Here is a 14,226-nt window from a genome sequence, read left to right on the forward strand (position 1 = left end):
AGCTCATCGCTCATGTTGCCACTTCAGCATAGCGGACGCTTATTTCCAAACCGCATCGCAAATATCTCCAACTTGTAAACTTTATCCCTTCAGGTCACCAGGGGAAAAGACAGCTCAAACGCCGCCCCTTCGCCTGAGCCTTCCAACAAGGCAATGGTTCCGCCCTGCTTCTCCACCAGATTACGGACCAACGAGAGACCAAGCCCTGTGCCGCCCGAGGCTCTGGAACGGTCACGATTGACCGTATAGAACGCTTCGAAGATCTTCTCCCGCGACGCCTCCGGAATGCCGATGCCGGAATCCTGCACGGTGATCCATACCCGCTGATCCCTGACCTCACTGTACAGATGAACACTCCCCTGGGGGACATTATATTTGATCGCATTGTCCAGCAGATTGATGAAGATATGCATGAAGCTTTCTCTATCGATCCAGATATGCGCGGGCTGGGCGTCAAGCCTGACTGTGAGGCCGTAGCGCTCCGCCTTGCCTTTCATCCGTCCGCAGATATCGCGCAGCGTACTCTCAACCTCCAGCAGCTCTGCCTGGGATTCAAAATCATACTTCTCCAGCGCCGTTAATTGCAGCACCTTCTCCACCATCTCGTACAGCCGCTCTGTTTCCTTGGCGATACTCAGCTTGGCATCATGCAGCAGCTTGGGGTCATCGTCATACATATTCAGCAGATCAACATACGCCTTAATCGAGGTCAGCGGCGTCTTGAATTCATGGCTGATGTTCCCGATGTACTGCTTCTGCTGCTGCTCCAGCGCCTGAAGCTTCTCCACCGCCAGCTCCAGCTTACGCCGTTCTTCATCCTTGGCGGCAATGCTGCGCTCGATCTCCCGGCTCATGAAGTAGATGCCCTCGGCCAGCTCCCCCAGCTCATCCTTACGCCGCACCGGCGGAGCCGTGATATAGTTGGCACCGCGGATATCCTCCGCCGCCTTCTTCAGCCGCCCGATGGAGGCAGCCGCACGGTTGAAATACAGATACCCGAGGATGAAGCTGAACACCAGCACCACGCCGCCTGTCGTCAGGAACAGATTCAGCAGCGTCTGCTGGAAGCTGCGGGCTCCCTCCAGGGAGTATTGCAGCTGCACCACGCCCATCTGGCCCTCCGGCCCCTGCAGCGGGGCCAGGTAGAACAGCTTGTCGCCTTCACTCTGGTAGGCGACCTTGTTATTCAGCGCGTAGTCCAGCGCTGTGCTGAGATCCGGCTTGCCCGGACCAGGCCCAGGCCCGCCTGCCGAGGTGCCCGCCTGCTGGCCCTGGCTGTCGTACAGGGTCACCTCCAGGCCGGTGAATCCGGCCAGCTCGGCAGCCAGCGCCTTGCCGCGCTGCTGCATGAAGACCTGCGGCGTAAGGCGCGCACCGGTATAGTATGTCTGCTTTACGCGCAGATTGACCGTGTTGACGTGCTGGGCCAGATTGTGCTCCGTCTGGCTCAGCTCATTGCGCTCCACGCCGCGCAGGACGAAGTAGCTCAGCACGCCGACGGCCAGAATCAGCAGCGCCGCCAGGAACAGGCTGAACTTCAGCTTGATGCTGATTCTCATGAGTAGCTCCCCGCAGGCACTGCCTTATAGCCTACACCGTAGACGGTTTGCAGGATATTCTGGTAGGGCTCGCCCAGCTTTTTGCGCAGCCGCTGGATATGAATATCCACGGTGCGCGTTCCCCCGGCATAGTCCATGTCCCAGACCTGCTCCAGCAGCTCCTCGCGCATATACACCCGCTGCGGGTGCGAGAGCAGCAGATGCAGCAGATCGAATTCCTTCGGGGTCAGCTCCAGCGGCTCCCCGCCAAGCTCGGCGCTACGCCGGTCCGGGTGAACCTGCAAGAGGCCGTATTCGATCAGCTCACTGCGAACCTCAGCCGTATTCTTCTCCAGCCGGCGCAGAAGCGCCTTCACCCGGGCCAGCAGCTCGCGGATCTCGAAGGGCTTGGTCATATAATCGTCTGCACCCAGCTCCAGACCGACAATTTTATCGACAATATCATTCTTGACAGTCAGCAGGATGATTCCAATATCATCCCGGTCCTCCAGCTTGCGGCAGACATCATAACCGCTCAGCTTCGGCATCATTACATCCAGCACCAGCACATTCGGACGAAAGGTATTCGCCTTGCTCAGCGCTTCCTCCCCGTCACCGGCAGTATCGACCTCATAGCCTTCACGCCGCAGCGCGTAGGCAATCGCACTTACAATGGCCGGTTCGTCATCGACGACCAGTATTTTTTTCATAGACGGTTCATCCTTCCGCTCACGCTTGTTCTGATCTGTTACTGCCCTTCAAGAATAACGCAGATGAAGAAGCCGGAGCAAGGAACCGGCAGAGCCAAGCAAAGTTTAGGTTATCTTTAAGAAGACTTAAGCTTCATTTCAGTATTATTGGGTAAACTGTACTTAGCTGAAGTTCACTAGCCGCGGTAAATGATGAACCTTGACCGATATAACCAACCACGAAAAGAGGATTATACACATGAATATAAAACATATGAATATTAAGCGTGTAATGATTGTAGGAACAATGATCGTAGCTATGTCGTTCGGAGGAACGGCCTGGGGTAAGCCGGCTTTACATACCCTTCCTGTCGCCAAATGGTCCACCTCTGATGTGGCCGATACCGATGAGCTGCTGGATGCCCTGAACCTGAACCCGACCTCTGACGAAGAGCTATACGACGCCTTATATGAAGGCAAGTCCCTGCGTAACATCGCAGAAGAGAATGGCGGCAACGTGACCCAGGTCATCAACCTGCAAGTCAAGCAGCTGACCCAGCAGCTCGAAGCCAGACTCGCCAGCGGCAGCATCACCCCGCAGCAGTTCAACGCACAGAAGGCCGAGCTGAGGGAGATTGTCGCGCAGAGTGTCGAAACTTCGTTTGGCTGAGTGAATGGGCGCAGCGATAACTAAATAGGGTTGAAAGTATTTAAAAAGCTGTCCCTTTCGCAGAATTACTGCGTATGGGACAGCTTTTTTATATCCGGCTCATATGCCTTCGCAGCAACACATTTAGATCATTCAAAGAGCACTATTGACCTAAGTCCCGCTCTTGTTATGATTAATAGATACTCTTAGAAATGGAGGAAGAACAATGAATGATGCGCTAATGGAACGTTTACAGCTTTTTTTAACCAAAGAAGGGAATCAGAGTCTGCTCGGTACACCGGCAACAGAGGAACAAATCGCTGAGGCAGAGAAGCAACTGGGTCTGTCGCTGGATCAGGATTATGTTCAATTCATCCGAAGCTTTGGCGGCGCTTATGCCGGACTACCCGTACACGCCTTCAGCAACGGTTCCTCCATCGGACGGGAGAGTGTGACCGAGTTAACGTTGTCCTTCCGCGAGGATTACAAGGATACCGCTATGAGCGGACTGCTTGCACGAAGTGCAGTCTTTTCCATGGACGGCTCGGGCAACCCGATCCTGCTTGACCCCGAGGGCCGCGTGCTGCTCATCGACCATGATAACGGGGATTACGAGGTGATCGCAGAATCGTTTGCTGCGCTGATTGAAGAGAATTTTATGGAGTGGTAGCTTCATTCCTTGCACCTAATTATTATGGATGACAATCATATCGATCCTCTGAAATGGAGTCCGCTCATCTACAATTTCCGCCATTATTTTGGTCTGGGTCATCAGCTTGGCAAAACCTACCGGGCAGAAACCTAACCCTTACGGTTGGTGTCCCATGCTCCCATAGAGCAGAACTCGACCTTAAGGCTGGATGTGCCTGTAATATCTTCGAGAACCGGTACAATCAAATTGGAATAACGGTGATATAACCATTCTGAAGCAAAACGGCTCGGACTGTAGACGCAGTAAGTCTCCCCCAGCTGTTTCCCCTTCGTGCCCTTGAACCAGGTGTTGAAGCTGGGTGGTGAGATGCGGCCTTGGATACGATCCAAGGCCGCAGTCCAGACCTCATCCGGCAGTTCGATGGGAGGGCTTCCAATTTCCTCAGAAGCTGAATCGCGGCTAACGCTCTCCCCTAACAGAAGCTCTTCCACCGACTTCCCAAAGACCTGTCCAAGCTTCAGCAACACCCCGATATCAGGCAGGCAGTCTCCCTGCTCCCACTTGGAAACCGCCTGATGGCTTACGCCAAGTAAGCTGGACAGCTCTGCTTGGGTCAGGGATAGCCCCTTCCTTAAGTTCAATATATTCTGCCCGGCTTTGTTATTATCTATCAACGTGACCACACCTCCACTCTACTATCACTCAACACAGCCAATAGTAGCATAGAGGAGCTGATATCGAAATCGAGCGTAAGTAGAGTATTCTAAATTTATTCTGCAACTCTAGGTTGCAAAAGGCTATGTAGTAGTCTTGAATGCTCATCCCATTAAAAAATGGCTGGTCAGGTTCCCCTGATCCAGCCGTTTACGGTTATTTCAATATTACATTATCGATCAATACCGCCGTGTCAAAGACGCTGTCACCTTGATCCCACACATGGAACCGGAGGACAATGGAGCCCTTGCCGGCAAATTGGCTCACATCAAATTGGACGTGCTTCCAATTCGTCATGTAGGCCGTATCATCCCCGCCGTAGAAATTAACGTCTACTTTGTTCTCATCAATCCAATAGGCTGTGGATTCATTAATCGATTCCTTACCCACAATCACAGATTCCTGTCCGTAGACACTGGACGTCACCGTAGGTCCGCCATTCAAGTGTGAGGTGACGAGGGAAGCCGGATTGATGTATACACTTGAAGTTACTGTTGCTCTAAATGTATCGTTGTATTTGGTTCCAACAAACTCCTTTGGCTCCTCAGAAATGAAATTGTAATCGAACGACAAGGTTGTGGCTCCCGCCGGGACAATGAAGCTCTGCTCGATATAACTATCGGAATTGTAGTCATATCCTCCCTTATCATTGTTTTCAAACCCAAGGCCAGTACTGATAATCGCCATGTAGTTACCCTCTGTAGGCTTAAGCGGCCCCAGCTTTGAGATGACCCGGACATCTCCGTTTCCATTCCAGCCGGTCCATTTTCCGTTCTCAAAGGTTCCGTTGATAATCCCTTCGGTCTTCGTACCGATGCTGCTCCCCTTCATAACGAATGCTGCCAACCCGTCATCGGTTCCATGAGCAGCCACTGCTGCCTCAAAAGCTTGTCCGGTTGTCATATTCTCATTATTCAAGGCATTGAATACGGATGGAGCAATGACCTGATCATAAGCAAGCTTTACATAATCGGTGTAACCATAATAAGTGCTGGCGCCATTGTTGATGAACGCATCCGACATGGAATCGTTGTATGCGCTGCGGCAGCTGCCGTTATATACAATAGTGCCGGGAAGCATATCATTGTACCGTGTAATGAAAGAAGGCGTAATCGCATAATAACCTGATATGATAGCCAATCTTCCCTTTTTCAGATCCAGTTCATAGATCTTGTTGTTCTCTGCGGTTGCCTTCTCTCCAGTCAGGAACATGACTTGCGGCCCCGCATATTTGAAATCAACACCGTATTTATCATGGAATGTCTGGAGCACAATCTCATCATAGTACGTATCCCCATGGGAATCTAAGACCACAACACCATACTGATTAAGTCCTTTGAAGAAGTTAACGCCCGCTGCGCTGTCCTTTACTCTCTCCACAAGGAAGGGGTAATTCGACTGCTCAAAACTTTGATATACAGCGTCATACACCGTCGAAGATGGAAGTTTCCCGGAGAATGGAGAGACCACAGCAACCTGCTGGCTTCCTATGGTGGCTACGGTTTGTTCCACATCTTGCGTGAGCGCCGTCAATGCATTATTGGACGCAGCCTCTTCTACAGTGTTGTTTAATCCTTTTGTATTCTCAGGGGCCGAGGATATTCCGCCTAGAATCCCGTTGTCCAGCAAATACCAGATGCTTCCTCCTTCACCCGATATTCCTGCATGCTCTACTTCGTCCTGGGTTTGAAGCCAAGCCACTGTCTCTTCCTTTGCCTGTTGCAAATTACCTGTAGAAGCAGCCAGTTGATCAAGCTTACTCTGTGTATTATTTTCAATCATTTCTGTTTGTGCAAGCTGTTCATCTGTAAGATGCTTCAGTACAGACAGTTTAAAGACTGCACTGCTAGGTACCTCTCCAACAAAGGCCTGCAGATTTATGTAGCCCTCTGTATTTTCAGTTAATGCTGCTTTGCCGCTATAGAGTCCGTCTGCCGCAAGGCTGTCTCCATGAATTTCTAAACCATCATCATACAGCAGGGTGATCTGTGACATCATTTTGCCGCTGTCATCTACCTGATAGACACTTGCAGTTACTGTCTCTGCCGCATTAAGCGTTGTACGGAAAATAACTTCAGTGGACTCTTCTTCATAAATAGCATCTGTACTCTCCCCCTTCACTACAATCTGGAGAGCATTGGCCGGTACTGGAGTTGGCTCCACTGGTGCCGGTGTTGCGGGTGCTGGAGTTGGCTCCGCTGGTGCCGGTGTTGCGGGTGCTGGAGTCGGCTCCGCTGGTGCAGGCGTTGCCGATGCTGGCGTTCCTGGACCCGGGGCTGCCGGAGCGCTCACAGACGTATCACGGATAGCTTGTGTCGCTGTGGGAGCCGGAGTAACCACCGGAGTCTTAACATTGTTCATCTCTTCAGCAAGGAGCTGCTTGGACTTCTCAACATATAGTGCCTTATTCGTCTTGAACTCATATGCGAGACGGGCCAGAGCCTGGCGCTCTGCGCGCTCTTTAGGTTTGAATTTCAGCGTGCCATCACTGCCTTGAACCCCGTTAACGAACCCATTGTTGAAGGCCAGGGATACTTGAGCTTTTGCCCATTCAGACACCTCAGACATATCCGACAGCTTACTGCCAAGCGGAAGCTTCTTCGCCGTTTCATCTAATTCAAAGGCCCGGATGAAAAATACAACCAGCTCTTCCCGGGTTACACTCGAATTAGGACTGAACGTGCTCGCCGATGTCCCCTCTGTGATGCCTGCCTTCACCAACGCACCTACATAACCACGATACCAGCTGGTAGCGGCAACGTCTTTGAATGCAGCGGCCTGATCACCACTTACTTCCAGTCCTAAGGACAGAACTATAATTTTCGCCAGTTCGGCGCGCGACATAGCCTTATTCGGTTTGAAGGTGTTATCTTCATACCCCGAGATGATTCCTGCTTCAGTTAAGGATTGAATCTCCTTCTGAGCATAAGAGCCTGCGATATCTTTCAATTGCGCGGACTCCCCGAACACCAGATGTGGCGTAAGGCTGCTTATTAGCAGGGCAAATACAATCACCAGACTGAGTTTACGGCGTGCTGCTTGGAATAACAAAATTTCTTCCCCCTCTTTCTGTATAAAAAAATTCATAAAAACCATCGCCCTACAGAGTTCCAAGGATGGAATATCGCTCCATAATTCGACAACTTCTTGATTCTACAATAGGACTATGTACATTTACTATGTATATTGATACTAGGAAATTGTATAAATTGGAATATTAGAGGAAGAAAATTTAAAAAAAGACCATCAAGCATAAGCTTGATAGCCTAAAGGCTGCCTACAGTTTCCTGCATCTAATTCAAAGAGACCCTTATCGTATTTTTTGGAGTTTCATCTCTTCCATATCCAGAATGTTATGATAAAAGCTGGACTGGGTCTCTTTGTGTGAAATGCCAATGACCATCGTATTCGGCAATTCCCTGCTTATCAGTCTGTACAAATCTGATTCTTGTGCTCCATAAATATCGGTGGTTGCTTCATCAATTAATAACAATTCCGGCTTGAGTAACAGACATCTTCCCAAATTAAGAAGCTGCTTTTCACCCTGGCTGAAGCTCCCCTGATCTTCATCAATTTCTTGTTGAAGTGAGCTTACTCTCCCTCTAAGGTTTAACTTTTCAAGCACTGACCATATCTCCTGATCCGTACATTGCTGCTCGGGGTCCAAATTATCTCTTAGCGTTCCATGGTACAGCACCGGACGCTGCGGCAGGGTGACTATTTTTTTCATCAGCAGATGATCTGGAATGGACTTCACATTAGTGTCTCCGAGCAGAATCTCGCCTTCATACTCCATAAATCGGGTCAGGCAGTAAAATAACGTAGATTTACCGCTTCCCGTTCTTCCTTTGACCAGCAGGTTTTCAGTGGGCTCAAGTTTTAATGTCAATCCGGAGATGACTGGTATTGAATCACTATATTTGGCGCTCAAATTCCTGATTGTCAGGCCGCCTGCCGTATCCATAACTGAAGGTGTAGCCTCCATTGCGCTTACCGGGGATTTTCCGCGCTCAAGCCCCAAAATTCTTTCAAGTGAATTCGTCCCAATTTCCATATGACGAAGATCTCTGAGCAGCACTTCAAAATTGGAAAATGCCGTTAACGTATAGGTTAAAGTCACATAGATGATAACGGAGTCTCCCGAGAAGCCCCTCAAGCTCATAAGGATCAAGAAAACAGAAAATGTAAAATACCCTGCCACCTCTATCCAGAACAGATAAAGTCTATTCACTGACTGTCTTGTATACTCTGCATTTAATGCGTCTGTAATCTTCCCTTCCCAGATATTCGTAAAATAAGTTTGCAGGCTTTGCTTCCTTACATAATTAGAATCTGCAGCCACAGATTTAAGAATAGCGAGGCAGGGCTCGTGGGCTTCATTGGCTAGCCTGGATGTAATTTTGCCTGTGATCCGAACTTCCTTCTGAATTTTATTAAAAAATATCAGGAACACACCAAGCACCAGCACCATATAGAAATCCGAGTAAGCAATTAGAATTGCTGCGGCAATAATTTTGAAAAACGATTCCAGCAGATTGCTGGTGTACCCGCTCATATCCATATCAATAACCTTCATATCATTGGAAAAACGCGCGGATAATGCCCCGTTCTGTTGTTTACTGAACTGCAAAAAACTGAGTTTCGATACCCGCTGTAATAATTGCTGATGAAGGGCTTCACCGGCTTTTACATTCCCTAAGTAGATTATACTTATACGCACTACATTGGTAATAACCAGCAATAGAGCTATGCCAAAATAAATAGAGGCGAATAACATAGGGTTTGCAGTATTTCCACCAAACCTCGGCACAATATAGATAGAGGCAGCATCGATAACCTGCGCTAATATAAATAAAGCTATGAAAAGAATCAGCAGCGGCCTGCTTCCTAATGCCAAAAAGTAGTGCTTCAGTACTCTAAGACTAGATTGTTTAATCTTCTCCTGCTCTTCAGGGCCCGGCTCTTCCCGCTTTAAGCTCTGTTCTTCTGACAATGCCTTGGTGATACTTTCGTTATTCATTTGAATTACTTTTTCATCAGGAAGAAAGTCACGAAGTGTATTGTAATCGAATGCATTCTTTTGGAAAATATCGTTGATACGGCCTTGTTTCATTACAATCACTTGGTCTGCCCGTTCGAATAATTCCTGATCCATAGTGGCTGCCACCATAATTCTAGTTGTATCATTCCAATAATCCAGAATCAAATTTTTAAGTACTCTCTTTCGCACCTTTGCATCCAAAGAATTCAGAATCTGATCCAGCAATACGGTCTTAGCATTCTGATATGCAGCCCGGGCCAGCAAAATTCTTTTTTTCTGCCCGCCTGACAGATTGACCATATCTGTGTTGATAACAGTAGAATCCCCGTTTGTCCACTGTTCCAGATCCTTGCTTAACTCGCATAAATGAATGATCTGACGATAACGCGCCTCCTCATAAGGCCTGTCAAGGATGATATTATCTCTGATGCTTACCGGGAATAAAGGTGAATGATCCATGACCTCCTCACAGCGCAGCTCCGCAGATTCTTCTCCTTGAACGCGTTCCAGATATCCGGCAATGGCTCGCAGCAGATTCGTTTTCCCGGACCCCGTTTCACCTACAATGATAACCAACTGTCCTGGATTGACCGTTAGATCTATATCTGTAAGCAGAATCTGGCCAGGGTCATTAGGTCTGCTATACGTTGCTTTCTTCAGTGAGATCGTCCCTGCCTTCTCTACAGTCCCTCTGCTTCCCTCCCATTCTTCTTCATCCAGGCTAACATATTCCTTTACGAGTGAGGCAGCCTTTAGCCCCTGTCTAACTGTGTTGATACTGACGAGGAAATCGTTAATACACCGATCCAGCAGGCCAAATACAATAAAGGATGCCATGGTTTTCTCAACACTTAGCGGATAGCCCATTAGAGAGGAGAAGCCAATACATATCATGGCCGTCAACGGAACCAGAGAATAGTTGATTAGAGTTAGCAGAATTTGAATCTTACTTTTTTTATGTAAAAATTCCGATTGGCGCGATCTTGCTTTATTAATCTTGCGGATGAAGTAATTGGTGAAGTTCATTTGTTTAGCTTCTCTATATTTATTAAGGTAATCGTTGATTTCAAATAATCGCTTACTGTTTGCACGGCTGAGCTCAGTATCTACCCGATTCAGTTCATGAAGCAGCCTCGAAAACATAGGTGCTGCGAATAGCAAAATACACCCCATAAGACCCCCGGCGCCTAAATACATTACCAGGAGTGCAACGCCAAATAGAATCCCGAGCGCGCTGCTTATGCCGTCTATAAACCAAACTATTCCTCTGAACCAGCTAATTTGATTTCCGTACAAATCTATCAGTTGCCCTGCACGCTGCGCGGATTCTTTTTTCCGCAGAATATTCTTAAACAGGATATTGCGGTAATTGAATTCAGTGGAGATAATTAGCTTCCAGCGGAAATGCAGAAATTGAGAATTGGAGATCACCTTCACCATTTGAATGGCAACAAACAGAAAGATCGCTCCCAGTGTTGCCCCGTGAGGCTGTGAGCTATCGTTAATAATGGCGCGAAGGATATCAGGAAACAAATACGGGATAGAGAACTGTAGGGCCAGGGTCAGAAACGAAAGTAGTGCATAGGCCAGGAAAGAGGATTTTAATTGGCATACGATATGAATAACCAGCGGCATCACTTTTTTGGATCTGCGTACGGATGCTGATTCTTCTTGAAACCGACCGATTCCATATGTGGAAGGAATAGTGAGAATGGATTCTTGGATGGTACTTAGCGGCTGATCCTTACGAATAGCTTGCTTAGTAAACGAACGTGTCCACGTAAAAAATATCCTTTGAATAGGATTTGATATCTCTTCAAGAGAGCGGCTCTGATTCGGGTTAGTCAAACTGTTCATCCCTTCACTTATTGCGAAATTAAATAGTTAAACTATACAAAGCCCCATCCTATAACAAGACGGAGCCTGGTTAACATATTTTATCCTGATATATAATCTGCTTTTTTCTCGGTCTCCGGCAGTTGCGCTTTAATTTCCACGAAATAACGTTCCAGCAATCCTTTAACTATATGTTTAATTGTTTTGCAGTATGCTTCATCATAGTTATAGATATCATCAAATTCATTCTCTACAGCGCCTGTACAGTTCCCCGAACAAAATCCCTCCAATTCGCAATCGACACAACCCGTGGAGTTGGAATACGCTCTCATCGCATAATAACGGTATGCTTCACCGGCAAAAATCTCCTGAAATAAATCTGTATTTCCTAATTTTTTTGAAGTTGTTTTACAGGCATAGGCACTGCCATCCGGCTCAATGCTTATTAGACGCCCGATGGTAGGACAGGTCTTCCAGGCTCTTCTTTCCACCCATTCGTCCGGATGAACAATTCCCCAGAATGATTGATACCAATACCCTGATAACAACACGCCTTTAGTCTGAGCATAATCATAAGCATCAAGAATTCGGTCACCAATCTCTTTGGAACCAAACTTCCTATAAAAATCAAAATCAAAAGACATGATAATCTCAATACTTTTTATTCCCATTGCTGCAGCATAGTCTATGAGCTCATAATTAAAATGATCCCAAGTCTCTTCTGACATCACTGACTGCAGTTCAATATTGATATTGCGATCTCTAAGCTTGCCAATATTCTTGTCCAGTGTAGCCCATTTAATCAGATTATTTCCTTCTCCACGGAACTCACCTGTAAGGTAATCAATATAATCAATGCTTACAGCCACTCGCACCTTATACTTAGCCAACAGCTCCAATATGCTGGATGGCAAATATGAACCATTTGTCGTGACTCCGTATTCCAAATCCATGCCAAAGCTTGTACCATCGCCGAAGTGTAATAATACTTCTTCAATCAGCTTACTGTTCAAAAAAGGTTCTCCACCAAAAAACTCAATTGACAGTTTGTTCTTTCCGTTCATTTGAATGACCTGAATCGATTTCTCAATAGCTTCCTTGGCAACCTCAAAAGACATTGCCTGCTGCGGAAATCTCAGCTTATCATCTTGCGGGTTAGCTTCACTATAGTCAAAGGTGCTACAAAAACAGTAGCTACAGCTCATATTACATTTGTTAGTTGTAGAAAGATGAAGCCTGTCAAAATAAATACCAGTATGTAACTCCTGCTGCCGTTGATCCAATTCTTTCTCCAACAAGGCCCGTTCATCTTCCTCAACCTTATAGACAAAATTCAAAGCAATTAAATCATTGAACATTTCATCGCCAAAATACTCCAATACTTCATGCTCCGAAATTATAGTATGACCATCAAAAAAGTCATTACATTCTTTAGAAACTATTCTTCCATTTCCGTACAGTGCATTGTAGATAAAGTAATAGTCATCCGTAATAGAATACTTGATTAAGTTAGGGGCTAGCTTATACAAAACCTTCATATTTATCCTCCGTTATAAGTTATAAGGGATATCTGAGTGCCCTAAGAGGTCCACAGATATCCCTGGTTAGATTAGCAAGGACGATTAGTCGTCAATGGGTTTAAATTTGTTTTAACAGACGAAGGATGGATCATTACTGGCTTTTTCATAGTTTCACCTCCATTCACGGTCTATTTCAAGAGAAATAGAATTATGTGATAAAGATTCATTTATGATATATAATCCCAGATGTTATAAAATATATTATTTCATCTTCTGGTAAAAAAACTGTTAAAAATATCATGTTCATCGTTTCGGCGGTGACTATTAAACACGGTCAGCTAGACAATCATATCCCCTATCCCGGTTCTTGTTATATCAGACTTGGCACTGTATACTGGCCTGAATTTGGAATAATGATCCGCCCAGATCAACACGTGATCACTTGTAATCAACTGATCCAGTGCACCCGGGATTTCAAGATGCTGGAGTTCTCCAGGTAACGTAGCCAGTATCGCATCTTCTATATTTACATAAGAATACGATTGCAGGCCTCTTGCGTAGAACGGCGCTGGCTGAAGTTCAATAAATTCGGTTATTTTCAATCCATTATGTTGATACGCCAATTTCATTAACAAGCCTTCCAGTTGTTGCACTGCTATTGCAATAGAGGGTTCCATCAGGATCGCTTCAAGTTGCTTAACATGCTCATTGACCACAGGGCTGATCTGCGCCAGCTCCCTGGACAGCCATTTGTAGGTCCCCGGCCGATACCTTCTGTTGTAGAGAAAGACCAATTGCACCGCCTGCTCCACCATCCGGTTTAACAGCAGCTGGGCTGACAACGTTTCTCCCCGAAGTTCAGCGAGCTTTACCACATAGAGATGACAGAATGAACTCCAGGCATATTTCAATTTATAGCGCCAGATATCATCTGGCAGATAAGCAAGGGTCTTACGCACTTCTGTTATTTCCCCTATAGGGTCTGTGAAGATTCTCCCTCTTGTCCATTCGAGCAATTTCTGCTCAGGAAGCATTAGCCACTCGTGTAAGGAAGGCTGCACACTATGCAGACCCAGTTGGATTCGCATATGCCGGGAGACACATGTAATAGCAATATGATGCAGATTGCCACTACCATTAGAGGGTATAAGCACCTTGTGAGACTCATCTACAGAAAAGCGGGCGGGATACCCTTTGAATAAAGCCGGAACCTCTTCATCCAACGCTTGATCGAGGGTTACAGCATATTGATCGTAGTCCGAGTCCTGCAGCCAAATGTAGCATCTGGCTCCCCATTCATGATCTCTTGATAAGTCGTCATCATGCCCTAGAACATCCGAGCCATATCCAATCAATCCGGCAGCATGCTTCTCCATTAGTTGCGGGAAACGTCTGGCGATCAGCGGCCTCACAATCTCCCAATAGAACTCCTCGCTCAAGTCTAAACCCTTCATTTGCAGACTCCATTTCATGTAACAGTGCGCACTCACATTTTGTTTTACCGGTAACCTTATGTTAACATATCGCCCAAAAATTACTAAACTATTCATTTGAATTCTGTTATCATTTAGATTGAAGTCTTGATAA

General features: G+C 46.7%; 9 protein-coding genes and 1 pseudogene. 3 read left to right on the forward strand and 7 right to left on the reverse strand.

Going from position 1 to position 14,226, the window contains the following annotated elements; all coding sequences use genetic code 11:
* Positions 1–89 precede the first annotated feature (89 nt).
* Positions 90–1,559, reverse strand: coding sequence for a sensor histidine kinase (locus C173_RS07210; RefSeq protein WP_036723594.1), 1,470 nt, complete (start codon positions 1,557–1,559; stop codon positions 90–92).
* Positions 1,556–2,248 (reverse strand): response regulator transcription factor, encoded by a 693-nt coding sequence (locus tag C173_RS07215; protein ID WP_036723597.1) that lies wholly within the window; start codon positions 2,246–2,248, stop codon positions 1,556–1,558. Before C173_RS07215 ends, C173_RS07210 begins: the two co-directional genes overlap by 4 nt.
* A gap of 253 nt (positions 2,249–2,501) precedes the next feature.
* Here C173_RS07215 and C173_RS07220 point away from each other — a divergent pair, with 253 nt between their 5' ends.
* The 3 genes and pseudogenes from C173_RS07220 to C173_RS35620 form a co-directional block, all read left to right on the forward strand.
* Complete coding sequence (locus C173_RS07220) at positions 2,502–2,897, forward strand: hypothetical protein (RefSeq protein ID WP_036723707.1); 396 nt, start codon at positions 2,502–2,504, stop codon at positions 2,895–2,897.
* Between the two features lie 205 nt (positions 2,898–3,102).
* Complete coding sequence (locus C173_RS07225) at positions 3,103–3,546, forward strand: SMI1/KNR4 family protein (RefSeq protein ID WP_036723598.1); 444 nt, start codon at positions 3,103–3,105, stop codon at positions 3,544–3,546.
* 3 nt (positions 3,547–3,549) lie between these two features.
* A pseudogene (locus tag C173_RS35620) lies at positions 3,550–3,681 on the forward strand (flavin reductase family protein); the annotation flags it as partial.
* Here the strand turns inward: C173_RS35620 and C173_RS32735 are convergent.
* The 5 genes from C173_RS32735 to C173_RS07250 form a co-directional block, all read right to left on the reverse strand.
* Positions 3,678–4,202 carry a helix-turn-helix transcriptional regulator gene (locus C173_RS32735; RefSeq protein ID WP_051477884.1) on the reverse strand — a complete coding sequence of 175 codons (525 nt, stop codon included), beginning with the start codon at positions 4,200–4,202 and terminating at the stop codon, positions 3,678–3,680. The pseudogene C173_RS35620 and the gene C173_RS32735 overlap by 4 nt on opposite strands.
* 196 nt (positions 4,203–4,398) lie before the next feature.
* Positions 4,399–7,293: an S-layer homology domain-containing protein gene (locus C173_RS07235; RefSeq protein ID WP_036723599.1), complete on the reverse strand. Its 2,895-nt coding sequence runs from the start codon at positions 7,291–7,293 to the stop codon at positions 4,399–4,401.
* A 259-nt stretch (positions 7,294–7,552) separates the two neighbouring features.
* Positions 7,553–11,131 carry an ATP-binding cassette domain-containing protein gene (locus C173_RS07240; protein WP_036723600.1) on the reverse strand — a complete coding sequence of 1,193 codons (3,579 nt, stop codon included), beginning with the start codon at positions 11,129–11,131 and terminating at the stop codon, positions 7,553–7,555.
* A gap of 89 nt (positions 11,132–11,220) precedes the next feature.
* A complete protein-coding gene (locus C173_RS07245) occupies positions 11,221–12,657 on the reverse strand; it encodes a radical SAM/SPASM domain-containing protein (protein WP_051477885.1) in 1,437 nt (478 codons plus the stop codon).
* Positions 12,658–12,977: 320 nt separating this feature from the next.
* The gene (locus tag C173_RS07250; RefSeq protein WP_036723602.1) at positions 12,978–14,093 is read right to left on the reverse strand and encodes a DUF4037 domain-containing protein; all 1,116 of its coding nucleotides are present in this window, start codon (positions 14,091–14,093) and stop codon (positions 12,978–12,980) included.
* Between the last annotated feature and the right edge of the window lie 133 nt (positions 14,094–14,226).

It is taken from the genome of Paenibacillus sp. FSL R7-277 (genome assembly GCF_000517965.1).
Classification (GTDB): domain Bacteria; phylum Bacillota; class Bacilli; order Paenibacillales; family Paenibacillaceae; genus Paenibacillus_AQ; species Paenibacillus_AQ silagei.

Coding starts and splice junctions, on each gene's coding strand:
- C173_RS07210 (WP_036723594.1), bottom strand. CDS start 1,559: ATGAGAATCAGCATCAAGCTGAAGTTCAGCCTGTTCCTGGCGGCGCTG.
- C173_RS07215 (WP_036723597.1), bottom strand. CDS start 2,248: ATGAAAAAAATACTGGTCGTCGATGACGAACCGGCCATTGTAAGTGCG.
- C173_RS07220 (WP_036723707.1), top strand. CDS start 2,502: ATGAATATTAAGCGTGTAATGATTGTAGGAACAATGATCGTAGCTATG.
- C173_RS07225 (WP_036723598.1), top strand. CDS start 3,103: ATGAATGATGCGCTAATGGAACGTTTACAGCTTTTTTTAACCAAAGAA.
- C173_RS07245 (WP_051477885.1), bottom strand. CDS start 12,657: ATGAAGGTTTTGTATAAGCTAGCCCCTAACTTAATCAAGTATTCTATT.
- C173_RS07250 (WP_036723602.1), bottom strand. CDS start 14,093: ATGAAGGGTTTAGACTTGAGCGAGGAGTTCTATTGGGAGATTGTGAGG.